The 26,591-nt window shown below is 65.6% G+C and carries 26 protein-coding genes and 1 pseudogene; 8 read left to right on the top strand and 19 right to left on the bottom strand.

Going from position 1 to position 26,591, the window contains the following annotated elements; translation table 11 throughout:
* Positions 1-7: 7 nt before the first annotated feature.
* On the top strand, positions 8-604 hold the full coding sequence (locus J6U32_RS04990) for a TetR family transcriptional regulator (RefSeq protein ID WP_244332604.1): 597 nt from the start codon (positions 8-10) through the stop codon (positions 602-604).
* Here the strand turns inward: J6U32_RS04990 and J6U32_RS04985 are convergent.
* Positions 536-2,146 carry an AMP-binding protein gene (locus J6U32_RS04985; RefSeq protein WP_208793816.1) on the bottom strand — a complete coding sequence of 537 codons (1,611 nt, stop codon included), beginning with the start codon at positions 2,144-2,146 and terminating at the stop codon, positions 536-538. The genes J6U32_RS04990 and J6U32_RS04985 overlap by 69 nt on opposite strands.
* Here J6U32_RS04985 and J6U32_RS27790 point away from each other — a divergent pair.
* The gene (locus J6U32_RS27790; RefSeq protein ID WP_425324141.1) at positions 2,118-2,816 is read left to right on the top strand and encodes a DUF2889 domain-containing protein; all 699 of its coding nucleotides are present in this window, start codon (positions 2,118-2,120) and stop codon (positions 2,814-2,816) included. The two genes, J6U32_RS04985 and J6U32_RS27790, sit on opposite strands and share 29 nt — an antisense overlap.
* 321 nt (positions 2,817-3,137) lie before the next feature.
* On the opposite strand, the pseudogene J6U32_RS27785 reads toward J6U32_RS27790, so the two are convergent.
* Both J6U32_RS27785 and J6U32_RS04970 read right to left on the bottom strand, forming a co-directional pair.
* Positions 3,138-3,475: pseudogene (locus J6U32_RS27785) on the bottom strand (ATP-binding cassette domain-containing protein); the annotation flags it as partial.
* 176 nt (positions 3,476-3,651) lie between these two features.
* Positions 3,652-4,212: an ATP-binding cassette domain-containing protein gene (locus tag J6U32_RS04970; RefSeq protein ID WP_208793813.1), complete on the bottom strand. Its 561-nt coding sequence runs from the start codon at positions 4,210-4,212 to the stop codon at positions 3,652-3,654.
* Positions 4,213-4,361: 149 nt separating this feature from the next.
* On the opposite strand from J6U32_RS04970, the gene J6U32_RS04965 reads away from it, so the two are divergent.
* Both J6U32_RS04965 and J6U32_RS04960 read left to right on the top strand, forming a co-directional pair.
* Positions 4,362-5,210, top strand: coding sequence for a mycofactocin-coupled SDR family oxidoreductase (locus J6U32_RS04965; RefSeq protein WP_208793812.1), 849 nt, complete (start codon positions 4,362-4,364; stop codon positions 5,208-5,210).
* Positions 5,211-5,271: 61 nt separating this feature from the next.
* Entirely contained in the window at positions 5,272-6,720 is a 1,449-nt protein-coding gene (locus J6U32_RS04960) for an MFS transporter (RefSeq protein ID WP_208793811.1), read from the top strand.
* 76 nt (positions 6,721-6,796) lie between these two features.
* Here J6U32_RS04960 and J6U32_RS04955 read toward each other — a convergent pair whose 3' ends face one another.
* The gene (locus tag J6U32_RS04955) at positions 6,797-7,981 is read right to left on the bottom strand and encodes an acyl-CoA dehydrogenase family protein (RefSeq protein ID WP_208793810.1); all 1,185 of its coding nucleotides are present in this window, start codon (positions 7,979-7,981) and stop codon (positions 6,797-6,799) included.
* A 132-nt stretch (positions 7,982-8,113) separates the two neighbouring features.
* Between J6U32_RS04955 and J6U32_RS04950 the strand changes: the two genes are divergently transcribed.
* The 3 genes from J6U32_RS04950 to J6U32_RS04940 are packed head-to-tail and all read left to right on the top strand — an operon-like array spanning position 8,114 to position 10,394.
* The gene (locus tag J6U32_RS04950; protein WP_208793809.1) at positions 8,114-8,500 is read left to right on the top strand and encodes a MaoC/PaaZ C-terminal domain-containing protein; all 387 of its coding nucleotides are present in this window, start codon (positions 8,114-8,116) and stop codon (positions 8,498-8,500) included.
* A complete protein-coding gene (locus tag J6U32_RS04945) occupies positions 8,497-9,555 on the top strand; it encodes a zinc-dependent alcohol dehydrogenase (protein WP_208793808.1) in 1,059 nt (352 codons plus the stop codon). The genes J6U32_RS04950 and J6U32_RS04945 overlap by 4 nt, the downstream gene beginning before the upstream one ends.
* A 47-nt stretch (positions 9,556-9,602) precedes the next feature.
* Positions 9,603-10,394, top strand: a complete 792-nt coding sequence (locus J6U32_RS04940; RefSeq protein WP_208793807.1) for an SDR family NAD(P)-dependent oxidoreductase — start codon at positions 9,603-9,605, stop codon at positions 10,392-10,394.
* A gap of 48 nt (positions 10,395-10,442) precedes the next feature.
* On the opposite strand, the gene J6U32_RS04935 is transcribed toward J6U32_RS04940, so the two are convergent.
* From J6U32_RS04935 to J6U32_RS04925, 3 genes are read right to left on the bottom strand one after another with little or no spacing between them, the layout of a single operon-like run.
* Positions 10,443-12,056 carry a class I adenylate-forming enzyme family protein gene (locus tag J6U32_RS04935; protein ID WP_208793806.1) on the bottom strand — a complete coding sequence of 538 codons (1,614 nt, stop codon included), beginning with the start codon at positions 12,054-12,056 and terminating at the stop codon, positions 10,443-10,445.
* Positions 12,057-12,094: 38 nt separating this feature from the next.
* Entirely contained in the window at positions 12,095-12,457 is a 363-nt protein-coding gene (locus J6U32_RS04930; RefSeq protein WP_208793805.1) for an FAS1-like dehydratase domain-containing protein, read from the bottom strand.
* 29 nt (positions 12,458-12,486) lie between these two features.
* Positions 12,487-13,269: an enoyl-CoA hydratase/isomerase family protein gene (locus tag J6U32_RS04925; protein ID WP_208793804.1), complete on the bottom strand. Its 783-nt coding sequence runs from the start codon at positions 13,267-13,269 to the stop codon at positions 12,487-12,489.
* 79 nt (positions 13,270-13,348) lie between these two features.
* Here J6U32_RS04925 and J6U32_RS04920 point away from each other — a divergent pair, with 79 nt between their 5' ends.
* Entirely contained in the window at positions 13,349-14,350 is a 1,002-nt protein-coding gene (locus J6U32_RS04920) for an LLM class flavin-dependent oxidoreductase (RefSeq protein ID WP_208793803.1), read from the top strand.
* Here the strand turns inward: J6U32_RS04920 and J6U32_RS04915 are convergent.
* The 12 genes from J6U32_RS04915 to J6U32_RS04860 all read right to left on the bottom strand — a co-directional run bounded on the left by J6U32_RS04915 (position 14,347) and on the right by J6U32_RS04860 (position 26,591).
* Positions 14,347-15,360, bottom strand: coding sequence for a TIGR03617 family F420-dependent LLM class oxidoreductase (locus tag J6U32_RS04915; RefSeq protein ID WP_208793802.1), 1,014 nt, complete (start codon positions 15,358-15,360; stop codon positions 14,347-14,349). The genes J6U32_RS04920 and J6U32_RS04915 overlap by 4 nt on opposite strands.
* 48 nt (positions 15,361-15,408) lie before the next feature.
* Positions 15,409-16,152, bottom strand: a complete 744-nt coding sequence (locus tag J6U32_RS04910) for an enoyl-CoA hydratase/isomerase family protein (RefSeq protein WP_208793801.1) — start codon at positions 16,150-16,152, stop codon at positions 15,409-15,411.
* Positions 16,153-16,160: 8 nt separating this feature from the next.
* Positions 16,161-17,330: an acyl-CoA dehydrogenase family protein gene (locus J6U32_RS04905; protein ID WP_208793800.1), complete on the bottom strand. Its 1,170-nt coding sequence runs from the start codon at positions 17,328-17,330 to the stop codon at positions 16,161-16,163.
* A 43-nt stretch (positions 17,331-17,373) separates the two neighbouring features.
* On the bottom strand, positions 17,374-18,126 hold the full coding sequence (locus J6U32_RS04900) for an SDR family NAD(P)-dependent oxidoreductase (RefSeq protein WP_208793799.1): 753 nt from the start codon (positions 18,124-18,126) through the stop codon (positions 17,374-17,376).
* Positions 18,123-19,304 (bottom strand): CaiB/BaiF CoA transferase family protein, encoded by a 1,182-nt coding sequence (locus J6U32_RS04895; RefSeq protein WP_208793798.1) that lies wholly within the window; start codon positions 19,302-19,304, stop codon positions 18,123-18,125. The genes J6U32_RS04900 and J6U32_RS04895 overlap by 4 nt, the downstream gene beginning before the upstream one ends.
* A gap of 111 nt (positions 19,305-19,415) precedes the next feature.
* Positions 19,416-20,540, bottom strand: a complete 1,125-nt coding sequence (locus J6U32_RS04890) for an acyl-CoA dehydrogenase family protein (protein ID WP_208793797.1) — start codon at positions 20,538-20,540, stop codon at positions 19,416-19,418.
* 4 nt (positions 20,541-20,544) lie between these two features.
* Positions 20,545-21,303 (bottom strand): FadR/GntR family transcriptional regulator, encoded by a 759-nt coding sequence (locus J6U32_RS04885; RefSeq protein ID WP_208793796.1) that lies wholly within the window; start codon positions 21,301-21,303, stop codon positions 20,545-20,547.
* A gap of 131 nt (positions 21,304-21,434) precedes the next feature.
* Positions 21,435-22,277: an amidohydrolase family protein gene (locus tag J6U32_RS04880; protein WP_208793795.1), complete on the bottom strand. Its 843-nt coding sequence runs from the start codon at positions 22,275-22,277 to the stop codon at positions 21,435-21,437.
* Positions 22,278-22,368: 91 nt separating this feature from the next.
* Positions 22,369-23,508, bottom strand: a complete 1,140-nt coding sequence (locus tag J6U32_RS04875; RefSeq protein WP_208793794.1) for an acyl-CoA dehydrogenase family protein — start codon at positions 23,506-23,508, stop codon at positions 22,369-22,371.
* The gene (locus J6U32_RS04870; RefSeq protein WP_208793793.1) at positions 23,508-24,260 is read right to left on the bottom strand and encodes an SDR family NAD(P)-dependent oxidoreductase; all 753 of its coding nucleotides are present in this window, start codon (positions 24,258-24,260) and stop codon (positions 23,508-23,510) included. Before J6U32_RS04870 ends, J6U32_RS04875 begins: the two co-directional genes overlap by 1 nt.
* Positions 24,253-25,413: a thiolase C-terminal domain-containing protein gene (locus J6U32_RS04865; protein WP_208793792.1), complete on the bottom strand. Its 1,161-nt coding sequence runs from the start codon at positions 25,411-25,413 to the stop codon at positions 24,253-24,255. Before J6U32_RS04865 ends, J6U32_RS04870 begins: the two co-directional genes overlap by 8 nt.
* A complete protein-coding gene (locus J6U32_RS04860; RefSeq protein ID WP_208793791.1) occupies positions 25,410-26,591 on the bottom strand; it encodes a Zn-ribbon domain-containing OB-fold protein in 1,182 nt (393 codons plus the stop codon). Before J6U32_RS04860 ends, J6U32_RS04865 begins: the two co-directional genes overlap by 4 nt.

The raw sequence follows: 26,591 nt of genomic DNA, 5'->3' as shown, positions 1-26,591 counted from the left end.
AAGAAAGATGGCGAAAAGCAGAAAGTCTGCACCCCGGGTGGGTCGACGTCCGTCGACCACGAGGAGTGAGTTGAGCGATGTGGGCATAGAACTGCTCTCCTCGAAGGGATTCGAGGAGACCAGCGTCGACGACATAGCCGACGCGGCAGGCATCGCTCGACGCACGTTCTTCCGTTACTTCCCCTCCAAGAATGCGGTTCCTTGGGGAGATTTCGACACTCAACTCGCAGCGCTGAGGGCACATCTGAACGGCCTACCCGCGGACATAGAGCTCGCCGATGGACTACGTTCCGCGTTGTTGCAGTTCAACACTTTCCCCGAAGAAGCCGCGGTGCACCGGCAACGTATGGCGTTGATACTGAGCAATCCTGCACTGCAAAGCTATTCGATGGTCATGTACGAGGGCACCCACCCGCTCTACACCGGACTCCGCACTGAAGATCATGCGGCGTCGCGACCGGTCGAACGGCTACGCGCAGGTCGGGTCGGACCGAAGCGCCGTCCCTACGCCGTTGCGTGGGAGCGCCGAACAGTCTCAGCTTCGCGCTGCAACCGCCGCGCGAAGCTCGACCTTGGTGATCTTGCCCCCCGCGCTCTTGGGTAGGTCGTCGAAAATTTCGAGACGCTCGGGAAATTTGAACTTTGCAACCTCCTGATCCTCGAGAAAGTCCGTCAATTCCGACAACGTCAGGTGCTTACCGGCCTTGAGCACTACGCACGCACACGTTCGCTCGCCGTACACCGCGTCGGGGATCCCGATGACGGAGACCTCCGCGATAGCGGGGTGCCGGTAGAGGTGAAGCTCTAGTTCCTGGGGGCTGATGTTCTGGCCACCACGGATGATCAGGTCCTTGGCGCGTCCGACGATGCTCAGGTAGCCCTCCGCGTCGATACGCCCCAGATCACCGGACGAGTACCACCCGTCATCACCGAAAGCGGCCTCGGTGTGGTGTGGCTCGTTGAAGTAACCGAAGCTCTTCGTCGGCCCGCGCCAGAGGATCTCGCCGGACTGCCCGGGAAGCACGTCCTCGCCGAGCGCATCGACCAACCGCACATCGCTGTCGACATCCGGCTTACCGACGGTGAAGTGACGCTTTTCCGGCGGGTCGGTGATGGCGGTCATTGTGGGGACACCGCCGTCGGACGTGCCGTAGCAGACGTGCCCGACGCAGCCGAACACCTTCTCCATCATCTCGGCCGCCTCCGGAGGCATCGCGGCACCCGCGTTCGTGAATGCGCGCAGGGGCGTGAAGTCTCGCGAGTCGAGGCGAGAATCCTGCAGGAGCTTGACGACCTGCGTTGGAATGGCGGTGGCCAGTGTGGCCCTCTCCGATTCGAGGAGGTCGAGCGCCTCCTCGACATCCCAGTGCTCGAGCAGGACCGAGCTTGCCCCTGCGAGAAGGGGCCCCAGGACGGCGAAGACATACCCGGTGGCTCCAGTGTTGGCGGGTGCCAGTCCGACTGCAACGTCGTCCGCTGTCACGTTGCAGCTACGGATGAACCGCTGCATGAAGTTCCACAGGTTGTTGTCGGTCCACTGCGACATCTTGGGCAGCGCCGTGGTGCCCGAGGTGACCATGACGAAGCGGGGGACATTCGGATCTCGCTCGATCGAGACCTGCGGGGTATCGGCAACCGAGATTTCCTCGAAGGCGAAGTCGCTGCCACTGCGATCGCCGCGGCTGGTCCCTACTGATTGCAGATGTGGTAGCTGGGGCCGAATCTTCTCGATCAACTGCAGGTAGTCGAACTCGGGAGTCGTAGGCGGCACCATCACGATCCGAGCCTGGGACGTCTTCAGAAGATGAATTACCTCGGCACCCCGCCACGCGTTAGACAGCGGGAGGAACATGAGGTCGGCGCGATCGCAGGCAAGGTGGGTGATGGCCAGCGAAACACTGTTGGGCGTTTGGAGGGCGACGCACGCACCCGGCTCCAATCCCTGCTTAAGTAGCCACGTCGCCACCGAATGGCTGCGGCGGACGAGTTCGGCGTATGTCAACCGCTCGTGCTGGTCGGCGACGGCAGGCGCGTCGGGTCGGCGGCAGGCGTAGTCGTCGATGACCGAGTGGAGCGGACGGTCCTGCCAGATGCCCTTCGCATAGTTGGCCTCGATCATGTCGAGAGTCAGCGGACGCAGCGCCACGAGTAATTCCTCCTTGTATTGCACAGCTCTGGAATGTCGACCAGACCTTATCTATGATCACAATAGCCATGTTTCCCTCCGAAAGGAATACATCATCGACCAATCACCAGATGCCGGACGAGCCAGCCCGGCAATACCGAGAACCCCCGATACCCTCTACGACCGAGACGTCCGGACCCGGCTCTACCGGCAGGACCCGCAGACGATCCGAGCGGTGGCGACCCTGCAGGACGACTCCTTCGGGCCGGGCGGTTTCGCAACCGTCCACGACATGAAGCTGACGGTCGACGTCGACGAAGCCAGCATGAGGATCGATACGGTCGAGGCCGACATGGTGGGACATCCCCATCGCACGTGCCCCAGCACCCTGCGAGCCATGGACCAACTGATCGGCCTGACGATTGGCCCGGGATATTTTCGCGAGCTCCGCGAGCGCTTCGGTGGCAATCGCGGATGCAACCACCTGCACACGATGGCTCAACACATCGGGACCGTCGTCTCGCTGTCGTTCGCGGCGCGCGTGGTTGAGAACGACATCGAGGCCCAGGCGCTCCCCCACGAACGGTGGATGCTTCGCGTCGTCGAGAAAGAACCGCGGGTTATCGACTCGTGCGCAATCTGGCGTCGGGACGGCGAGCTCGCCACCAGAATGCTCGGTTCGGACACCTGACGGTTCGGCAGGGGCAGTCTCGCGCCCCTGCCGAACCGTCAGGCACCGAAATATGCTGCTTTGAGCTCGTCTTCGGTCAGTCGCTCCCCCGGCAGAGCGCGCAACGAATTCACCCAGACGCATGACGCTGGTGGTGTCACAGAATTCCAGAGCGAGATCGCTGTTCTGCTCGACGATCACCATGGAGAGCTGCGTCTCGCGCCGCAGCAGTGCCAGGCGCTCGTAGATCTGTTCGACGACGACAGGGGCCAGACCGAACGACGGTTCGTCGAGCAAGATCAGCCGCGGCTGCGACATCAACGCCCGGCCGATTGCGACCATCTGCTGCTGCCCACCCGAAAGCAAGGACGCCAGCTGGTTGCGCTTGTCGGCCAATATGGGGAACAGGTCGTAGATGCGGTCGCGGTTGTCATGGATGACGGCTCGCGACGATCGCGGCCAGAACCGGTAGGCACCCAACTCGATGTTCTCGGCGACCGACAAGAATCCCACGATCTCGTGACCTTCGGCCACCAGGACGATCCCCCGACGCACCGCGGTGGACGGCGTCAGTCGGTGAAGCTCTTGCCGTCGAGGGTGACCGTGCCACTGCGAGGCCGGAGCTGACCGGACAGGACCCTCATCAACGTGGTCTTTCCTGCACCATTGGCACCGAGCACTCCGACCGCCGATCCCTCCGGCACCTCTAGACATACACCGTGCAGCACGTCGCCGTGACCGTAACCGGCCGTCACATCGTCGATCGACAGAGTGCTCACAGTGCAGCTCCTCCCAGGTAGGCAGTGACGACGTCACGGCGCGCAAGAACTTCCTCGGTCTCGCCCTCGGCGAGGATTCACCCGCCGGACAGCACGATCAACCGCCTGCACACCGAGGCGACGAACTGGACGTTGTGGTCGATCAGGACGACACCGACACCCCGTGCCGCGACGGCACGGATCGCGGCGGCGATCTCGTCACGCTCTCCGCCGCTCAGTCCGGCCCCCGGCTCGTCGAGCAGCAGAAATGCCGGCTCCAGGGCCAAGGCACGGGCGATCTCGGCGCGCCTGAGCACGCCGTACGGGAGATCGGCGGCCCGCGTGAAGGCATGCTCGTGCACACCCATCAGCTCGAGCAAGCCGAGGGCGAATGCATACGCTTCGTCATCGTCGGTGCGGCTGCGCGGAGAGTGGAAGAACTCCCCGAGTAGGTTCGCCCTCGAGTACGCCGCTCGACCCAACATCACGTTGGTTACCAGGTCGAAGGTCGGAATCAGGCGAGCGCTCTGCAACGTCCGCACGACGCCCCGCCGGGCAACCTCGTAGGGCTGCAACCCGACCAGGGTCTCGTCATCGAGACACACCTCGCCGGTCGACGGCCGAACGAGGCAGGAGATGAGATTGACGACATCACACAAGCTCGCCGACCGTTCCGGCCAGAGGAATTTCCATCGCGCCCCCGAGCAGAAGTGACTGATACTACGAAACGGCCAACATCGCGACCTTTCCGCTTTCTCTAACTATAGTTGTCATAGATTACTGAACATTCCGACCGAAGGAACGAGACATGAGCACACCGACACAGCCCGATCTTCAGCGATCCGTCGCATTCATCTCGGGCGCGGCCCGTGGTCAAGGGCGATCACATGCGGTCCGGCTCGCCAAATCCGGCGCGAAGATCATCGGCTTCGACCTGTGCCGTCAGATCGACACCGTTCCGTTCGACGGGGCGACGCCGGAAGACCTCGTGGAAACCGAACGACTCGTCAAGGAAGCCGGCGGGGAGATGGTCGCCATCGAGGCAGACGCCCGCTCGCAGGAGGAGGTCGACGCCGCCCTCAGGAGCGGACTCGACGCCTTCGGCAGAGTGGACATCGTCCTCGGCAACGCCGGCATCATCAACAACTACAAGAAGACATGGGAGCTCGACGACGAGGACTTCCGCAATGTCATCGATGTCAACATCATCGGCGTGTGGCACACCGTCAAGGCTGCGATTCCCCAGATGATCGAGCAGGGCGAGGGCGGAGCCATCGTGCTGACCGGTTCGACGGCCTCGGCCTCAGGTATCCCGAACCTTGCCCCCTACGTCGCCTCCAAGCATGCAGTTCTCGGCTTGGTTCGCACTCTGGCCAAGGAACTGGGCCGCTACAAGATTCGCGTCAACGCCGTCACGCCCGGCAACTGCAATACCCCCATGTTCGACAACGACGGCATCCGCCGCCTCTACGTGCCCGGCACCGACGCTCCCGACGAGGACCTGTTCCTGCAGCGAGCCGCGGCGATGTCGCCGATGCGCAACCCCTACGTCGAGCCCGAGGACGTCTCGGAGGCGATTGCTTTCCTCGTCTCCCCGCTCGGCCGGCTGATCTCCGGTGCGATGTTGCCCGTCGACGGTGGCACCGCCACTCCCTGATCACCGGTCCACGGGGTGGCGACGTTCCCGTTCCGCACCATCAGCCACCGGAAGGTCAGCCGTGCCAAGAGCATCTCGTCGGAGGTCCCACTATCGGCTGACCTACGTGGTGCTGATCGCTGCCGCGATCGGCTTCTCCTTGCTGCAGTCGTTGACCTCGCCGGTGCTGGGCCTGATCAGCGAGCACCTCGGCACCGACCGCAACACGGTCACCTGGGTGTTGACCGCCTACCTGATCTCGGCGGCCGTCTGCACGCCGATCATCGGACGGATGGGCGATCGCGTCGGCAAGGAACGCATGCTCGTCGTGTCGATGTGTGCACTGGCGCTCGGCTGCCTCGCGGGGGTCTTCGCCCCGACCATCGGCTGGCTGATCGCCGCGCGAATCCTGCAGGGTGTGGGCGGCGGTGCCGTGCCACTGTGCTTCGGCATCATCCGTGACGAGTTCCCCGAACAGAACATCGCCGGAGCCGTGGGGTTCACGGCTTCCGTGGTGGCTGTCGGGGGCGGGGTCGGCGTCGTCGTCGCGGGCCCGATCCTCGACGTGTTCGCCTACACAGGCCTGTTCTGGGTGCCGTTCGTTGTCACCTCGGCGGCTGCGATCGCGGCCTATCTGCTCGTCCCGGACTCTCCCGTACGAACACCTGCGCCCATCAGTGTGCTGCCCGCGGTGCTGCTGTCGAGCTGGCTCGTCGCCTTCCTGGTGCCGCTCAGCCAGGGATCGCGCTGGGGCTGGGCGTCGCCACTGGTGATCGGACTGATCCTGCTGTCCGCGCTGCTGTGCTGGGCGTGGGTGTATGTCGAGCTACACAGCAAGGCCCCTCTCATCGACATGGCGATGATGAGCAAGCGCGCGGTGTGGACCTGCAACGTCGTAGCGCTGGTGCTGGGATGGACACTGTTCTCGGCGTTCGCCTTCCTGCCACAGTTCGCCCAGGTCGACAGCTCGAACGGGTACGGCTTCAGCGCCTCGGTCACGACGTCGGGCCTACTCGTCCTGCCCGCGGCCGTGGCCATGGTGCTGATGGGCTTGTTCTCGCCCTGGCTCGCCCGCAAGGTCGGTGCCCGGACGGTCGTGTTCGTCGGATGCCTGACGATGTCGGGTGCCATGGCCGTGCTGACGTTCGCACACGGCACGTTGGCGCACTTCTACATCGCCAACGGCATCCTGGGTATAGGACAAGGCATGGTCATCTCGTGCATGGCGGGTCTCGTCGTCGCTGCGGTGCCGCCGGACCAGACCGGCGTCGCCAGTGGCATGAACGCCAACATCCGTAACGTGGGCGGATCGATCGGTGCGGCTGTGTCGTCGATGATCATCACCGCGCATGTGAGCACCGATGGTGTCCCAGCCGAGTCGGGCTTCACCTGGGCGTTCGGGACGATGTCCGCGACAATGGCCCTGGTGTCCATCGCCGCACTGGCCATCCCGTCGACGAGCCAGAAGCGCCTGGTCGACGAGCTGGCCGTCACACCCACTCCTACCGTCGACGACGCACTCACGCCGTGACTCTCCTACGACGAGAACCGTGGCCCGGCAAGTGTTGCCGGGCCACGGTTCTCGTCGTGAATGGATGTGGCAGGTGTCAGGATTCGAGCACGTGCCGAGCGATGACGAGCCGCTGAATCTCGGCGGTGCCCTCCTCGAACCAGAATCCGCGAGCATCACGGTAGATGCGCTCGATGGGTGCCTCCTTGGTGTAGCCGTACCCACCGTGCACGCGAAGCGACAGATCGGTCACGCGGCCGACCATGTTCAGGTTGAACAGCTTTGCCGTCGCCGCTGCCGCAGTGAAGTCGGCACCCGCGTCACACAGCTCGGCGGCGGTGCGGACGAGGCCGCGACCGGCGTTCACGTCGGCGTACATGTCGGCGAGGTGCGTTTGGATGGCCTGGCGCTCGGAGATCGGCTTACCGAAAGTGACGCGCCGCTTGGCGAACTCCTTAGCCTCGTCGAGCGCGCGCTGCGCGAGGCCGACCATGCAGTTCGACAGTGAGACACGGCTGTAGTCGAGGAAGGTGAGCGCCACGTCGAGACCCTCGCCCAGCTCTCCGAGCCGCATACTGTCGTCGACGAACATGTCGTTGTAGCGCAACCAGGCGTGACCGGTGCCGTGCAGACCCATGGTGTGCTGAGTCGCATCGATCTCGAAACCCTCGGTGTTTCGAGGAACCAGGAACGCCGTGAGCGAATCCTTGGCACCACGATCGTCCGTAGCGACCACCAGGATGAAGTGGTCGGCTCTGTCGGCGAAGGTGATCAGATGCTTCTCGCCCGACATCCGCCAGCCATTGCCGTCGCGGCGGGCTTCGGACTTCAGGTCCCTCCCCGTGCCGCCTGCGGCTTCGGTGAGGCAGAAGGCCACTACGGCCTCTCCGGCGGCGATGTCGCGCACGATCGACCGCTGCTGCTCGTTTCCGAAACGCACCAATGGGCGCCACACGCCGTTGGTCAGGTGCACCAACATGCGGCCCGAGCCGTGACCCTGCGCTGCGCCCTCGAGGTACGGGAGGTACTCGCGCACCGTCATGCCCCAGCCGCCGTACTCGGTCGGAATCGTCATCCGGTAAGCGCCCGCATCGGCCGCCCTCTTCAGCAGGTCCTCAGGGATGACGTCGGTCTCCTCGATCGGACCCGAAGCAGGCTCGTATTCATTGAGAAAGAAGTCGGTGAAGTCTTGGACTGTCGGCTGAATCATGAAAATCTCCTCGTGATAACTAGGTAAAACTAGTGTAACTATAGTAATAGTTACGTCTAGGAGTTGCAGCAAATTCTTTTACCGACCAAGGATGGTCGGCCGGACGGTGCCCTCGACACAGGCAGTCCATACCATGTTCGACACTCGTCGTACTCCACGTCACCTGCCGTTGCGGCAGGTGGAACATTCCGAACGGAGAAGGCCATGACCATCGAGGCGAACTACGACGTGACGATGCAGGCAATCGTTCGTTACGCGGGGGCGAGCGGAGACTTCACCCCGGTGCACTACGACACCGAGGCACTGACGGCGGCCGGCTACGACACGTTCTTCGCGATGGGCATGCTTGCTGCCGGCAGACTCGGCGGTCTGGTCGCAACGACCTACGGTGACGACAGCGTGCGCTCGCTGCACACCCGCTTCCGTCACCGCTCCAATGTCGGCACCACTGTCACTCTCCGACTCCATCCGAGTGGATCGATCGACGACGACGGGTGCATGAACGTTCGTCTCGAAGCGCTCGACGACAGTGGCACCGTCATCGCCGACGGCGACGCCCGAGTCCTGGCTACCGAACAGACACCCGCGTGACCACGCGCGACACACCGACAGTCCTGCAGCACCGGTTCGTCGAGATCTCCCCCGGCTCGGTCACCGTGCGCCGCGCCGACGCACCCACGGAGCCTGCACCCGGCGAGGCACTCGTCAGGGTGCTGGCCTGCGGCATCTGCGGCACCGACGTGTCGCTACTGCATGGAATGCCCCTGCCCCGCGGAGCCGACTACCCCCTACGTCCGGGCCACGAGGTCGCGGGCGAGATCGTGGCCATCGAAGGCCCCAGCAACGAGGTCTCCGTCGGTGACCGCGTGGTGCTGCACCCACTGGCACCGTGCGAGACGTGCGCGGAATGCACGTCCGGGCGCGAGCACTACTGCACCCGGACTCGTATGCTCGGCATCCATTCCCCGGGCGGGCTATCGGACCGGATCTGTTGGCCCACGTCGCGCATGGTGGTGGCCAACGGCATCGAGCCGACGCAGGCAGCCATCCTCGCCGACGCCGTCGCCACGGCGCAGCGCGCCGTGACCCTTGCTCGACTCCCAGCAGGTGGAAGCCTCTGCGTGCTGGGTGCGGGCGGCGTCGGCACCCACGTGCTCGAGCTGCTTCGAATCGCCGACCCGACGGCAACGCTGGTCGCCGTGGCCAACTCCTCGGCCAGCACGGCACGCTTGGAAGCCCTGGGATTTCCGGCCTTGCAGGGGCTCGACGGCATCGTGCGACGCCTCCGTGAGCGGTTCGATCCGTTCGACGTCGTCGTCGACTTCTCGGGCCAGGACGCGGCCCCGACACAGGGAATCCGACTACTCAGGCCCGGCGGAACATTGCTGTTCGGATCGGTACTCATCGGAGACCTGAACACCGGAAATGCCACGACCGTGCAGGTGCGCGAGCTCACCGTCAAGGGCGTCTATTCGGCGACAATGGACGACCTCCGCCAGGTGGTCGCGCTGGCCAGGAGCGGACGACTCGACCTGTCCCACAGCGTCAGCCACGTCGCCGATCTCGGGGATGCCGCCGAAGCGTTCGCTCTGCTCGAGCGGCGCCCACCCGGCCTGGTTCGCATGGTGCTGACGACCGGCAACTGATCTCAAGGACACCATAATTATGCATACGATAGGTATAGATTACTCCTATGTCTTCCACTTCCGAACGCCATGCCATCATCACCGGAACCGCATCGGGCCTCGGCCACGCATTGGTCGATCGTCTCCACGACAACGGCTGGCGCGTCACTGGTCTCGACCGGGCCGGAGCCACCGGTGACCTGACCTTCGACGCCGACGTCACCGACGTCTCGGCGATCGATCAGGCCGTGGCTGCCGCGGCTGCCGAGTTCGGCCGCATCGACGCCGTAGCCACCTGCGCAGGCGTTTTCGTCAACTCCCTCTCGCCGGTCCATGCGCTCACGCACGAGACTTGGACCACGACTCTCGGGGTCAACCTGACCGGATCCTTCAATCTGGCCAAAGCAACCCTCCCTCACCTCATCGAGAGCAAGGGAGCCATCGTCCTGGTCTCGAGCACCGCAGCCGAGCACTCGCAGCCCGGTGGCGCCGCCTACGCCGCGTCGAAGGCCGGCGTGCGAGCACTGGCTCGCTCGATCGCCCTCGAGTACGCCATGCACGGCGTGCGCGCCTGCTCGGTTTCTCCGGGCTATATGCAGACCGGCATGACCGCAAAGGTACTCAGCCGCAACGAGATCCGCGCTGACGTCGAGGCGAGCATCCCGCTCGGGCGCGTCTCCGACCCCGCCGAAGTGGCCGAGGTGATGTCGTTCCTCCTCGGCTCCGGCGCGTCGTTCCTCACCGGCGAAGACGTGACGGTCGACGGCGGCGGCGGTCTGATGGCGTACGTCGACAAGGGCCATGTCTCAAGCATGTGGTCTCGCTACGAGCGCAACCTGGAGCGGCGGACCGAGTCGTGACAGTTCAGCCCGCAGGTCGTGATCGAGGGTCGACCCTCCCCTTGCGAACTAAGCGCGACCGGCCCCTCGGACCGTCACGAGGGTGCCGGCCTCGAGCGCAGCGGTCGCCATCTTTCGCAGCTCGCCTCGTCGCACCTTGCCGATGTCGGTCAGCGGGAACTTTTGTACGAGCAGCAGCGCCTCGGGCCAGAGATGAGTCCCGACACCCCCTGACCTCAAGTGAGCGGTGATCGTCTCCAGGTCGATCGACGGGTCACCCACCACGACGACGCAGACCCGCTCGCCCAGGCGATCGTCGGGAATTCCGACCGCTGCCACTCGTTCGATTCCGGAAAGCCCTTCAATCGCCCGCTCCACATCGTCCGGGACGATATTGTGGCCGCCGCGGATGATGAGTTCCTTGTCGCGGCCGGTCGGGTGCAGCAGACCATGCTCGTCGACGAAGCCGAGATCACCGGCGAAGAAGAACCCGTCGGCGTTGAAGGCGGCGTCGGTGGCTGCCTGGTCGTCGAAGTACCCGGCGAACGTAGCCGAACTGCGAGTGCCGATGTGTCCGACCCGACCGGCTTCGAGACGCACCCGCCGGGCTTCGTCGAACACCGCCAGCTCGGTGCCGGGGCACGCCTGACCGGCGGAGACGTCGGCCAACTCGACCGGTGTACCCGGGCGGGTGAAGGTAGCGGCCTGGTTCTCGGTGCACCCGTACATCGAGATTACCTCGGCACCGAGCAGCTCGCGGATCGCTTGCCGCACCGAGGGTTTGGTCGCCGCACCGCCGATCAGCACGTACTGCAGCGGCACAGGACGTGGGTCTGCGGCATACGCTTCGAGGACGTCGTTGGCGTGCGTCGGGGTGAGAAAAACGCCGCGGATGTTGTGCTCACGCATCAGCTCGAGCGTCCGTGTGGCGCTGAACCGTTCCAAGAACACAACCATTCCTCCCGAGAGCAGTGCTGGGAGGAAGCTGTAGAGCCAGCCTGCGTTGTGGGCCATCGGCGGCACGACCAGCCACGCGTCGTCCATGCCGTGGCCGAGCGCCTCGACTACGGGGCGCAGCGCCGCGAGCTTGGTATTGGTGGTGTTGATGATTCCCTTGGGCAGACCGGTGGTGCCCGAGGTGAACATCAGATCGAGAACGTCGTCGGCATCACCGACGGCATCGGACCGGTTCCATTCCGGGCGTCGACCGCTGACGATGTCGTGCCACAGCACATCGTCTGTGACGATGTCGATGCCCGCAGCAACGAGCTCCTCGACCCGCCGCGGATCGAGACCCGCCGCGATCATGGTGCGCGCCCCAACTCGCTGGGCAACCGCAACCACCTCGGCCGCACGCATGCTCAGGTTGAGCGGGACGATCACCGCACCCAGTGCATTGATTGCGATGTTTGCGACACCGAAGATCGACGAGTTCGGCAGCTGGATCAGCACCGGAGTGCCCGCGACGACTCCACGGTCCGCCAGCATGCCCGCCACGGTTTCGACCGCGAGGACCATCTCGGCGCGCGTCACGGAGCCGCGCTCGTCGACCAGCGCCGGAGCCAGAGGACGTGCCTCGGCATGGCGCAGGACGAGGCCGAACAGAGTGTCGTCCTGCCACTCCCCCGACGCGTGAAAACCACGGGCCATCGACGGTGTGACGGTGGTGAGGTAGCGGCGCATGTCATTTTCCTCTGCTGTGTGGTCGGTGAAAGGCCGGCCTAGCCGACGATGACGAGCGACCGCCGAACACTGACGGCGAGTGTGCCGTCCGGTCGGGCCAGGTCGATGGCGAACATCGCGATACGCAAGGGGCCGGAACGGCCCGTTCGCTCTTCGACACCGGTGAGCACGACCTCGCCGGTCAGCTCGTCACCGACCCGCAGGGGGCCGCCGGGGTAGGTTATGTCCTCGGTTCCGTGCAGCACCGAGCCGAGGTCGATGCCGCGGTCGGACAGGATGCTCGCGACGGCAGGGCCGAAGACCTCGATCGCTGCCGGAAACGTCGGCGGCGCGAACTGCACGTCAGAGCAGTACGGAAGACCTACCGCGGCCCGAAACTCCGAAACCTTGCCGCGTTCCACCAGGAGGCTTGCCGGACGTCGGTCGCCGATCACTGCGCCGCGGCAGTGAAGTGCGGCGGCCTCTTCTCGGCGAAAGCAGCCAACCCCTCCCGGGCGTCGGGCCCGACGACAAGATGCGCCGCTGCGTCGATCTCGAGGTCGAGTCCGTCGTCGGTGATGGCCCGCGGCCTCGACATGCGCTTCATGAACGCCATACCGGTGGCACTGCGGGACGCCATCTTCGTGCCGAAGGCCCAGACGTCGTCGAGGAACGTATCGGCGGAGAAGACGTCTTGCACGAGCCCGATCGACCTGGCCTGCTCGGCGTCGAGCGTCTCGCCGGTGAACATCAGCCATCGGGCGGCCCGCGATCCGACTGCGTCGGTGAGGCGTTGCGAACCACCGCCGCCGGGAACGAGGCCGAAGTTGGCGTGCACATCGCCGATCTTGGCGGCCGAACTGGCCACCATGTAGTCCGCGGCGAGAGCGAGCTCCAAGCCGCCGGCCAAGGTCAGTCCGTTCAGAGCCGCGATGACGGGCTTGGGACTGGCATCCATCGCCGAGAAGGCAGACTTCCACGACAGCAGTAGCTGACGGAACGCGGCCGAGTCTCGGGTTACCTCTGCGGCCTCGATGAGATCGGCTCCCGCGCAGAAGGCCCGACCTGCCCCGGTGATGACGACGACCCGCACCTGGGTGTCGGCGCTGCATCGTGCAAGCTCCTGACCCAACGCAGCGACGAGCTCGGCACTGAGGGCATTCATCTGATCCGGCCGGTTCAGGGTCAGCAGGGCGACCCCGCCCCGCTGCTCCGCCGTCACCACGTTCGACATATTCATCCCTTCCAAATCTGTGACTACTATTATCATATCCACACGGGTCGGTCCGCGACCCCAATTTCCCGGAGGTCCAGTGAGCGAGCTGTCCAGGATCTCGATCCTGCTGTCCAACATTCCGCAGACCGGGGACCTACTCCGCTTCGCAGCGACCGTCGAGTCCAGCGGCTACGAACGGGTGTGGCTTGCCGAGACGATAGGAATCGAAGCCGGAGCGATCGGAGGTGCCATCGCGGCGACCACCTCACTCCAGGTCGGCACAGCGATCGTCCCTGTCTACAGTCGGAGCCCGGCCCTGCTCGCCATGATGGCCTCGTCCTGGTCGCACATCGGCAACGGCAGGCAAGTCAACATCGGCATCGGCTCGGGTGGCCAGCGCATCATCGAACGCTGGCACGGCGTCGACTTCACCAAGCCCGCCACCACGACGCGCGACACCATCGCCATCATGCGCCAGGCACTGGCCGGCGAACGCACCGACGTCGACGGCAAGATGCGTCGTTCCAACGGGTTCTCCCTGGCCTCGGGCCCCACCGACAACGTCAAGATCTTCATCGGCGGCATGGGCCCCGTCATGGTCGACCTCGCCGCAGAGCAAGCCGACGGACTCATCGTCACCTGGTTGTCACCGAGAGTGGTCGAAGGTTTCCGCGCCACGTTCAACGAGGCCATCACCTCCCACGGTCGCCGGCACAGCGACGTCGAGCTCGTGGCACGCGCCTACGTCGCCGTCACCGACACCCCCGAACTCGCCCGCGAGGAAGTGCGCAAGGAAATGGTCGAGTACATCATCTCGCCGCCCTACGGTCGCTACTTCAGTTCGGTCGGCTTCGACGACGAGGTCCAGGCCGTGAACGCTGCATTCACTGCCCGCGACCGTGCAGGCGCCGTACAGGCCGTCAGCGACCGGCTGCTCGACGACGTACTGATCGCGGGCACCAGCGGGGACGAGGTCGCCGACCGGCTGCGCGCCTATGTGGCAGCGGGTGCGGACGACGTCATGATCCAGCCGGTGCCCGACTACAGGGGCGGGAACTACCAGCGCACGATCGAGGACGTCGCCCGCGCGCTGGGCTAGCGCGGTGGCAGCAAGAGCTCGGCCAGACCCGAGCCCACCAGCGGGGCAGGAATCGGCGAGTAGATCATCGTGGCGTCCGCGACGCCGTCGAAGCGCGCGTCGAGCACCTGACGCAGTTCGTCGGGAGGGCCGGTCACAGCGATGGCTTCAACCACTTCGTCCGGCACAAACTCGCCCGCTGCCCGCGGCCCACCCTCTTTCATCGCAGCGTTGAGGAGGGGTTGCAGGTCGGTCCAGCCCTCGGTCTCGAGGACCTGTTTGTACGCGGTCGTAGACCCGAAGATACCGATCTGCTGGCGGATCGCGCGGAACGAGGCAGCACGCGATTCGTCGTCCGAACCAGTGACCACCCAGGCCGGCACCACCAGCGAGATCTCGGCGGGATCCCGACCGACCTTCTCGGCACCCCACCTGATCGACGGCCAGATGACCGACTCGAGGTAGCCGCGAGTGTGCAGCGGATGCGCGATCAGTCCGTCGGCCACCTCCCCGGCCAGCTCGGCAATGCGCACGTTCACGCCCGAGACGTATACCGGGATGTGCGGGTGTTCGATCGGACCGGGGTCGAAGTGGTCGGTCAGCAGGGTGTGCTGGTAGAACTCGCCCTCGTAGCGCAGGCGACCGTCGCCCTGGAATGCTCCCCAGATTGCCCGCAGCGCCTGAATGTAGTCGCGTAGGCGCGCGATCGGCAGTGACCATTCCACGCTGAACCTGCGCTCGGCGTGGGCCTTCACCTGCGTTCCGAGACCCAGGACGAACCTGCCCTCGGAGGCCCGCGACAACTCCCACGCCGACTGCGCAACGGCGAAGGGCGAACGGGCGAAAGCGACCGACACTGCAGTACCGATACGCAATTCGTCGGTGGCCAGCAGGGCGGTGGCGGATGCGGCGAACGGATCGGCCACGGTCTCCGACACCCAGCCACACCCGAAGCCCTGCTGCTCCGCCTCGACCGCTCCGGTGCCGGCCTGCCGCAGATGCTGCGAGATCAGCGGGTCTACTCGGACCATGACCTACCTCCGCGCAGACTCGATGCCGCCGCACGACGGTGCTCGAGGTCAGCCACGGATAGCTGCTATCCGCGCATCACGATCGGCATTCGGGACATTGTTGGCCGTTCCAAACACGTTGTTGCGCAACTCCAGAGCCATGCCGGTGCCGAAGTCGCCCGTGAGCCCGACATTGATGAGCATCTTGATCTCCCTGACAGAACGGGGCGAGTTCGCTGCGATCATGCTCGCGAGTTCGAGCGCCGCCCCGTCGAGCTCGGCGCGGGGCACGACCCGGCTGACGAAACCGGCCTCGCGTGCCTCCTGGGCAGGCAGCGGCCGAGAGGTGAGCATCAACTCCCTGGCCAGCGCACCACCCACCCGTCGCGGCATGCGCTGACTCTCGCCGCCGGTCGGAACCAGCCCGAGTGACGCATGGGTGTCGCGGAACCGCGCATCGTCGCTGGCGACGATCAGATCGCAGCAGTAGGACAGCAAGAAGCCGCCCGTGATGGCCCAGCCGTGGACGGCCGCGATGACCGGGACCCGCAAGTTTTCGATCAGGCTCCACAAGTCGGTGCGCCCGATGTCCATGGCGTCCTCGGCACCGAAGTGCTCGGACAGGTCGGCTCCCGCGCAGAACGCCCGACCGTTGCCACGCAGGATAACCGCGCGGACGCTCTCGTCGACCTCGATACGCCGCAGCTCACTGAGCAGCCGGGTCATCAGCTCGCGCGAGATCGCGTTGAGTTGATCGGGTCGGTTGAGCGTCAGGCGACGTACGCCGTCCGCCGGTTCATCGACGAGGAGCACATCGGTCATCAGGGCCTCTTGGTGTCGTAGGGAACGAATTCGCGCCCGAACAGCTCGCGCGCGATGATGATCTTCTGGACCTGCGCCGTACCGTCGGCGATCTCGACCGCCAAGGTGTCGCGCAGGCGTTGCTCGTGCGGGTACTCACTGGCATAGCCGTAGTTGCCGAACGTCAGCAGCGCATCGTGGATCGCGCGGCCCGACACCAGCGGGCCGATCCACTTCGCCATCGCGGCATCGGCGGTGTGCGGTAGACCCTGCGTTCGCTTCCAGAGCGCCTTGTAGCAGATCAGCCGAGCCGACTCCAGGTGCACGGTGTGCTCGGCCAGCGGGAAAGAGATCCCCTCGAACTTCGACAGCGTCGACCCGAAGACCTCGCGGTGACGAGCATGTTCGACGGCCTCGTCGATCGATGCCTGGGCACATCCGATGCCGGTGAGAGCCAGCAGCGGGCGGGTGAAGTCGAAGTTGTTCATGACCGTACGGAAGGCCTCCCCCTCCCCGCCGATCAACGCGTCTGCGGGGATGTCGACGTCGACCATCGAGATGGTGCCGCGGCCGACCGGCAGCCAGCCGGGGTCGGGGGTCGACGACATCGTGACGCCGGGCCGGTCCATATCGACGAAGAAAGCCGAAACCTTCGCTGCTCCCGATTCGCTCTGCGTTTTGGCGAAGATGATGGCCGCGGTCGCCCACGGGATGGCCGTGATCGAAGTCTTCTCGCCGTTGAGCCGCCAGCCCGACTCGGTCTTGACGGCCTTGGTACGCATGGCGGCGGCGTCGGAGCCGGATCCGGGCTCGGTGAGGCCGAGCGCGACCATGCGCTCACCGCTGACGATCGCCGGCATCCATTCCTCCTGGAGCCTGCGGACGGCGTGCTCTCTCATGATAGAGGTGATGATGAGCGGCGGGAGAACACAGTTCGAGATGTTGAAGTCCGCGTACGCCAACTCCTCCATCATGATGCCGACCGACTCGAAATCCGGTTCCTCTTCACCGCCCCATTCGGGGCCTGCAAGCATCCCCAGCAGCCCGAGCTCGGCAACCCGCCGATGCTCCTTCCAGGGAAATTCGGCCACTTTGGCGCGCGCCAGATATCCGGGTGCCAATTCCTTGGCACCGAAGCGGCGCACCATGTCACGGATCGATGACTGCTGATCGTTCAGGCCGAAATCCACAGTGACATCCGTTCTCTTCCACTGGCCGCGTACGTGCAGATACTCATGCGGTCCAGCCGCCGTCGACGGCCAGAACCTGTCCGGTGATGTAGCTCGCCTCGGGCGATGCCAGGAACGCCACGGCCGGACCGAGCTCGTCCGGATCACCCCATCGCCGCATGGGTGATTGACCGAGCGACCATTTCTCCTTCACCGGATCGGCGCGGAAACCGTCGGTCATATCGGTGCGGAACATGCCGGGGGCCACGGCGTTGACGGTGATGCCCGAGCGGGCCACCTCGACCGCGGTGCACTGTGTGAGCGAGATCAACGCGGCCTTGGACATCGCATAGGCGGTCGACCCGGGCACGCCTCGCACTGCCGAGGTGGAGACGACGTTGACGATCCGGCCCGACTTCCGCTCACGCATGTGGCGGAGCACCTCACGTGTCGCTACCAGTGCAGACGTCGTGTTGACCCGGACCAAACGCTCCCAGACCTCGACCTCGACCTCATTGATTCCGCCGAACTCGAACGCGCCGGCGTTGTTGACGAGAACCTGGATCGGTCCGACGGATTCTTCGACGTGAGCAATCATCGCCACGACCTGGTCGGGTTCGCCGACGTCGAGTGCATGGGGTGTGGCGGCTGCGCCCAGGGCCTCGATCGCGCCGACCGCGTCGGCCAGCGTGCTCTCGTCGCGCGCGGCCAGCACGAGGTCGTGTCCGGACCGGGCCAGAGCCGCAGCCATCGCCAACCCAAGACCACGGCTGGCTCCGGTGACCAAGGCCAGGGGACGGCCGGCCGGGGAGCTCATGCGTTCGCTCCGCGCTCGGCTACGACCTTGTCGTCGAGAAGAGACTCGATCTCGGCACCGGTGAACCCACGCTCGGCCAGCACCTCGACGGTGTGTTGGCCCTGACGCGGGGCACCGATGGTCTCGGGTGGAATGGAACCGTTGATTCGGAAGGGCGGTGCCAGCACGTTGATCGGTACGTCGACGGCGGGCCGGACAAGGCCTCGCGCCTGCGCATGGGGACTGGCGAACATCTGCTCGTAACTGTTGACCAGGCTGACGCAGCAGTCTCGGCCCTCGATCAGCTCGGCGACTTCGTCGCGGGTCAAGGCAGCGAACGTCGCCGTCAAGCGGTCGATGGCCTCGACTCGGCGCGAGTCGTCCCACTGGGCGTCCTTCAGATCGTCGAGGCCGAAAACCTCACACACACCGACCCAGAACTGCGACTCGAACGCGCCGACGGCCACCTGGCCGTCGAGAAGCTCGTAGACCCGGTAGTGAGCCCGGTTGCCGCCGGTCGTGTGCGTCTTGGGTGGCATCGGCGCACCTGCGAGCACGTCCGCGGACAAGGGGCTGGGCAGTACAGCGACCCCCTCGGCGAGCGAGCAGTCCAGCCAACCGCCCTCGCCGGTTGCGCGCGCCTGCACCAACAGGGCCATGACACCCATCGCAGGAATGAGTCCGCCTCCGATCTGGTCCGCGAACGGCACCTCGATGGCAAACGATCCACCGTCGGGGCCGACGAGCCGCTCTTGAACCCCGGCGAACGCCATCGCGTTGATATCGTGGGCAGCAATGCCGCTGAGCGGGCCGCTGGCTCCGTATCCGCTGATCGATGCGACGACGAGGCTGGGTCGCCTGGCACGCAACACCGACTCACCGATTCCCAGCCGGTCCAAGACGCCCGACCGGAAGGAGTCGATGACGACATCGGCGGTATCGACGAGCCGCAGGAAGACCTCCACACCCTCGGGACGCTTGAGATCGATCACGACCGACCGCTTGGCACGGTTGACGTTGTGATGCGACGCGCTCTGGCCGTCGACGATCAGGCCGACTTCGCGCATGTAATCACCCGCGCCGGGGTCTTCGATCTTGATGACCTCGGCACCGAGCGCTCCGAGCAGGTACGCGGCGTAGTTACCGGGAAGGAGGCGAGTGAGGTCGAGGACGCGGACGCCCCGCAGCGGTGTCGACATGGACCGGCAATCTCCCTTGATTAATGACTATTGAACATATGTATCAGCCAAGGTGTGAAGCCAGGAAGAAGTAGTTCCACCAGGTGGATCACCTGGTGGAACAGGGACAGATCAGGAGCTGCGCGCCAACTTCGGTCCGTGTGTGTATAGCGCATCGAGGCGTTCGGCGGGACTGCCGAGTAGCTCCCTGCTCACGCGCCCCCGCTTGACGAACAGATGTGGGTCGTACTCCCACGTGAACCCGACGCCGCCGTGAACCTGGACCGCATCGCGCGCTACCCGGGTCAGTGCGTCGGTCGCGGCCCGCACGGCCATCGGCACCGATGCGAGAGCCTGCGGACGGTCGTCGGCTTCGACGTGGCACGCAGCCAAGTAGACCGCCGACGTAGCGAGCTCGATATCGACCAGCGCGTCGGCGAGACGGTGCTTGACCCCTTGGAAGGCCCCGATCGGCTGACCGAACTGACGACGATCGGTGGCGTAGGCGGCGGCCGATTCCAGCGCCTGACGAGCGGAACCGAGCGACTCCCCGGCCAGCGCGACCGAGGCCCGCAGCGCACCACGGGCAAAGACATCGTCGGCATCGCGAACGATGAGCTGTGCCTGCGAGTGCGCGAGCTCGACGGTGCAGAGGGTACGGGTCGGATCGATCGAGTCGTCGGCCGTCACCGCGGCCGCCGCGGGATCGACCGTGAACAGGCCGGTCGTGCCGTCCGGCAACACCGCAGCGATCAACAGCGTATCGGCGACATCGGCCTGCAGGACCAGCCGCTTGACGCCGGTCAGCGTCCACCCTGTCGTACCGTCCGTGGCTGTTGTGGCCACCTCTGACGCCGCCCATGCACCGCCGGCGTCGGGGACAGCGGCGACGACGATGTGACCGCCGCACAGATCGGCGATCGACGACCGCACCTCGTCACCCGGGTCGTCGACCGCCAGCAACAGGCTCAGCGCCAGACCTGTGGACGCGAGCAGCGGGCCGGAGTAGAGGCGGCGGCCGGCCTCGTGCATCACGAGGCTCAGTTCGACCGTCGACATACCGGTGCCGTCGAGCGATTCGGGGACGTCGACGCCCTGAACGCCGAGCTCCGCGGCCATCCGGGCCCACACATCGCGGTCGAAGGCGGTTCCGGCTTCGAGCAGGGCGCGGGTGGCGGTCAGCGGCGCGCGCGCATCGAGATAGTCCGAGAGGACCTGGGTCAGGCCTTCTTGCTCGGACGTAAGTGAGAACTTCATCGGATCATTGCACCCATCTGACAGGTCGGGAGATCAGCTCGGGATATTTGCGGTTCCAGAACTCGCCTGCCTCACAGACGTGGGCATGCATGGCTTCGGCTGCGGCGTCCGGGTTGCGTGTGCGTAGGGCCTCGACGACCTTCTCGTGCGCAGCCGCGACCGCGACCCTCCGGCGAGCGGTGTACGCCACGCCCACCACGGCACCATCCGCGATCGACTTGAGCGTGTCGTTGAAGACCCTCAGTACGGCGCTGCCGGTGAATTCGGCGATCTTGGCGTGGAAGAGCTGGTTCTCGGCCAGGAAGATGTCGTGATCCCCTGAACCCTCGCGCATACGCGCGGCGCTGGCGCTCAACTCCTCCAACTGCTCGTCGGTGATGCGTTCTGCCGCCAGCCTGGCCATCATCGGCTCCAGCGCGGTGCGCGCATCGAGAACGTCCTTGAGAGATCCACCGCTGAACTGCAGGATCAACGTCAGGCCCTCACGCAGGTCGTCGCCGCGTGGTCGACGCACGATCGGTCCTCCGCCGGGCCCGGGACGCACCGTGATCACCCCGCGCGTCTCCAGCAGACGCAACGCTTCGCGCAGTGTGGTGCGCCCGACCTCGAAGACTTCGACGAGCTGCTTCTCATTGGGCAGCTTGGTGCCCTCGGCCAGATCGTTGTCGACTATGTGGTTGACGAGCTCGCGCGCAACCCGCTCGGATGTCTTCATCGAACGTGAGGACTTCATCGAGCCTGCGGATAGTGTCGATCCGGTCATCACAGAACCTCTCGGTACAAATTGTCTCGATCGGCTCCCGTGCAGGAAACCAGCTATTCCTGCACATGGTAGTACTCCGGATTCGGTCCGGCTGACGACGCAACTCCGACCAGCAGCTCGCCTGACAAGGGTCATTGAAGACCGTAGACCCGCCGAGCGGCACCGCTCTTCAGAAGGTCGCGGGCCGTGTCCTTGAGGCCCAGCCCGTCGATGGCGGCCAGCGAATCGCTGTAATCCATCACGGGATAATCGGTGCCCCACAACACTTTTCCCCGCCCACGCGTATTGGCGAATGCCACCAGCGACGGGTCCCAGTACTTGGGGTGATGGGCGGAGGTACCGATAAAGACGTTGCGGTGCTTCCAGGCCAGGGCAATTAGCTCCTCGACCCAGGGCCAGCCCGTGTGCGCTCCGACGATGGTCAGCTCGGGGAAGTCGAGCGCGATGTCGTCGATCAGGATCGGACGCCCCATTTCCGACGGCATGCGCTCGGCCGAGTGGCCGACCTGCATCGTCACCGGAATACCGAGCTCGGCGCACTTGGCGTAGAACGGATAGAACCTACGGTGATTGACCGGCAGATTGAATCCGTAGGAATGCAGGTGCGCGCCGACGAAGTGCCCCGTCTTGTGCCACTCCTCTAGGCGACGCACACCGGACATGCCCTCACGGGGGTCGATGCCGAACATGGCCTTCAGGCGTCCCTCGGGAGCAGCCTCGATGAGCTCGACGACCGCCTCCTCCTTGACGTCCCAGACCAGCTGACCGGTGTCGAACGACCCCATCTTGGCCGACGGGATGATCGCGACGTCGACGTCGGCAGCGTCCATGTACGCCACGAACTCGTCGACCGTCTTGCCGGTGAACTTCAAACCCCACCACTCGACAACGTCGGCGACCTCTCGTGGATCCTCGAAGGTCTGCTTGATGCCCTCGTCCGTGAAGATGTTGCACCAGTAGTCGATAGCACCCATGGTCGTTGCTCCTTGTTCTGCGCCGGCCCGGTCGGCGGCGGTCGAGAGGGGACGTGCGGCGGAATGGTGGGTCAGTACGTGGCATTCGTGGTCATCTCGGGAGCCTCAGCACCCGCTCGCCGAGGATGTTGCGCTGAACCTCGGACGTCCCTCCGGCCAGCGTTGCCCCATGGCTCGCGAGGAACGCGTGACGCCAGGGTTCGCCGTCCGCGCCGGTCAGGAATTCACGGCCGAGTGTGTCGGCCCCGAAGCCCGCGACCTCCTGCTGCAGTTCGGACGAGGTCAGCTTGAGTACCGACATACGCGGATCGGTGGCCGAGTCGGTGGCCGACGAGAGCAACCGGAACCACGTCCAGCGCAGCAGCTGCACGCGCGAGAACAGCTCGGCCCAACGCCGACGGAACGGGACGTCGTCGATGCCCCGCTGCTCGGCCGCAGACCTCAAGTCGGTCAGGGAGGTACTCAGGCCGATCGCGAGCGAACCCAGCATGCGCCGCTCGCGACCAAGGATCGACATCGCGACGGCCCAGCCGCCGCCCACCTCTCCGAGCAGGTCGTCCGGTCCTACTGCGACGTCGTCGAGGAACACCTCGTTGAACTTGGACTCCCCGTCCATCTGCAGGATGGGGCGTACCTCGATGCCCGGCCGGTCCATCGGGACGGCGAAGCAGCTCAGGCCGCGGTGCCGCTCCTGAGCGGAATCCGTGCGGGCCAGTAGCAGGCCATATTGAGCGTAGTGCGCCCCGCTGGTCCAGACTTTCTGGCCGGAGACGCGCCAGCCGTCGTCGGCGGCGACGGCCTTGGTCGAGATGGCCGCGAGGTCGGATCCTGCTCCCGGCTCCGAGAAGAGTTGACACCACACCTCGTCACCACGGCGAAGCGGCTCCAAAAGTGCCTTCTTCTGCTGCTCGGTGCCGAAGGAGATGAGGATCGGACCCGCAAGCTCCATGCTCACGAAACTCAACTGACGCGGGAGGTGCCGGCGCGCGAGCGTCTCGGCGAAAATCGCCTGCTCGGCCACCGTGGCCCCTGCACCGTACGGTTCGGGCCACGACAGAGCCGCCCATCCACCGTCGACGAGCGCGCGCTGCCAGGCGCGACCGGCGGGAATGTCATCGCCCGTCGGCGTAGCGCCGTAGTCACGAAGCCCCTCGGGCAACTCGACCCCGTCGAGCCACTCGGTGAGCCGCTCTCGAAACTGTGCCTCGCGGGGCTCGAGATCGAGGTTCATCAGCTCGCCATGTAGAGGCCGCCGTCGACGCAGAGCACCTGCCCCGTCACGTAGGCCCCTCCATCGGAGGCGAGGAATGTGAATGCCGCCGCGATCTCGTCGGGCTCCCCGAACCGGCCGAGCGGAATCGACTCGAGGAACCGGCCGGCCAACTTGTCGTCGACGCGTAGCTTCTCGGTCATGGGGGTCGCCGCGACCGGCGCGATCGCATTGACTCTGATCCCCCGACGCGCCAACTCCTTGGCCGAGGATTTCGTCATGGCGGTGATCGCGCCCTTGGCAGCCGAATAATTGATCTGTCCGATCGTGCCCTGCAAGCCCGCCGACGAGGTGACGTTGATGATCAAACCGTCGACATCTGCCTCGATCATGCGTCGGGCCGCCTCACTGGTTCCCAGGAACGTGCCGCGCGTGTGTACCCGCAGTACCAGGTCGAAGTCGTCGACCGCCATCTTGTGCAGCATGGCCGGCCGTGTGATGCCCGCATTGTTGACCCAGACTCTCGGCACGCCGAGCTGCAACACCGCAGCATCGGCCAAGGCGATGACATCTGGCTCGGACGAGACGTCGGCGGCAGCGCAAACCGCAGTGCCGCCGACCGCGATGATCTCTTGTGCAACCGAGGCGGCCCGCTCGCCGTCGATGTCGGAGACCATGACCGCATCGCCCTGTGCGGCGAACGCCATTGCGACCGAACGGCCTAGGCCCTGTCCCGCACCGGTGACGACGACACAGCGCTTGATGTCAGACATTCGACGACTCCAGGATCGTGACAGCGCCGACTGCGGTCGGCCCACCGATGTTGTGGGCCAGTCCCCAACGCGGGTCCCGGACCTGGTTGACGGCCTCGCCGCGCAGCTGCTCGAACAGCTCGACGCATTGGGCAACTCCGGTCGCGCCCGGCGGATGGCCCTTGGCCTTGAGACCGCCGCTAGGATTGACCGGCAGGCGTCCGCCTACCTCCGTTTCACCCGACGAAATCAACTTCTTGGCCTCGCCGCGGTCGCAGAAGCCGAGGTCCTCGTAGTTCATCAGTTCGATGCCCGAGAAGCAGTCGTGCACCTCGGCTACATCGATGTCCGAAGGGCCGATCCCCGCCATGTCGTACGCGGCACGTGCCGCTCGGACCGTGGCGGGGAAAGTCGTCATATCGGCCTTGTGCGCGTGCATCACGCGGTCGAGGCCCAGCCCGACGCCACGGACCCAGACCGGGGAGTCGGTGAAATCCCGGGCGACGTCCTCGCTGGTGAGAATCAATGCCGCGGCACCATCGCTCTGTGGGGTGCAGTCGAGCACACCGAACGGCCCGACGACGCGCGGTGCGGCGAGAACTTTCTCGATCGTCACCTCGAACCGCAGTTGGGCGACGGGGTTGGTGACGGCATTATGGTGATTCTTGACCGCGACCTGGGCCAGGTGTTGGGGCTCGACGTCGAACTCGTGCATGTATCGCACGACATGAAGTGCGAAGCTGGCCGGCGCGATGAGACCAAGAGGGTAGTCCCACGCGCGATCGCGGGCCAGCCCCATCCAGTCCCAGAAGGTGGAGGTCGCGGGCGTCTCACGGATCTTGTCGGCACCGATCACCAATGCAATATCGACCGCACCGCTGGCGATTGCGTGATAAGCGATTCGTACCGCATCATTGCCTGTGGCGCACTGGTTCTCGATGCGCGTGATCGGGATGTCGAGCAGGCCGCACGAGTCGGCGAGCACGCCCGCCGGGTGGCCGTCCGAACTCTGCAGCTGACCGAACCAGGCGGCCTGGATCTGCGAGCGGTCCATGCCGTTGTCGACCGATGCGAGTGTGTTCTGAAGCGCCGCCGGAAGCAGCTCCTTCATACCCTGGTCGAAACGCTCACCGAAGGGGACCATGCCCGCTCCGACGATTGCGACTTTCCTCATGCGTTGATCTCCGATCGGGCGACGCCCTGGAACGAGTAGCCGTAGTCGGGAACGCCCTCGCGCCTGGCGACGATGCGCAGGACCAACCGGCCTTTGTCTCCGATGGCGGTGCCGGGCGCAACAGCATCTGCCACCTGTGCGAGCACCCGCACCGGCGAGTCGTCGAGACCGATGATCGCCACGGCGTACGGCCCGGGAACTCCAGGTACCGGAGTGTGGACGGTGACCGTGGTGTAGACCTCGCCGGTGCGTGGCAGCTCGACCGGATGGGTGGCGTCGTATCTGTCGCAGTTCAAGCAGACGAGCCGGGGCGGATAACTGATTTCGCCACACTCGCACCGGGCAGCTGTGAGACCGACCTTGGCATCGAAGGCGCGGGCGTAGGCCGGCATGGAGAACGGAATCTCCGCGTCGACCTTCATGACGGGCCGCTTCGCGGCGGCGATGGCCTCTCGACTCTCGCGGCGCACGATGACCGTTCCACCAGCCGCGACGTCGACGGCGATACCGCTGGCGGTGTCGAGGGCGATCAGACGGGCCGAGGACCCGGCATCGGCGAGCTGCGCGAGCACCGTGATGGGTGACGCGGCTCCCACCGTCGGAGAGTCGGTCGGTCGAGCACCGAGCCGCTGGGCGTCGCGCGAGGCGAGACCGGCGACGTAGGAGTCGAACTCGGACGATCCGAGAGCGCCGAGCAACGGTGCCGTGGCGAGCTCGCGCTCGACCCTGCCGTCGTTGTAGATCGCAGCGCCGGGCTCGCCCACGTGCCGCACCCGCATGGGCAGGCTCCCCACCACGCGCTGTGCACCTTGCAGAGCCAGACCTTCCCCGGCAGTGCCGATGAGCGCCGCAGCCGACAGGGTGCTGGGGTCGTCGACGTCGACGCCGATGACCATGGTGCCCGCCGGGTTGGACAGCAAGGCGTCGAGCGTGGCCGAAGCCCCGCCCACCCGCAGCTCCACCGGGACGTCGGCGACGAGGCCGAGGGATCGCGAGACCACGCGTAGCCCGGCTCCGTCGAGTACGTCCGGGGTTCGGGTGACGATCACGATGCGCCCGATCTCGGCCGAGTCGTCGAGAATCGTTTCTGCTGCGGCAACGGCCAAGGTCACGACGTCTTCGTCGGCTCCTGCGCTACGACCCCGCCCGGTGTCCCAGACGGGCTCGTAGGTACCCAT

Origin of the sequence: Gordonia polyisoprenivorans, from assembly GCF_017654315.1 — a bacterium.
GTDB classification, from domain to species: domain Bacteria; phylum Actinomycetota; class Actinomycetes; order Mycobacteriales; family Mycobacteriaceae; genus Gordonia; species Gordonia polyisoprenivorans_A.
The sequence above is the reverse complement of the archived record's forward strand: the minus strand, read 5'-3'. Positions and strand labels throughout refer to the sequence as shown.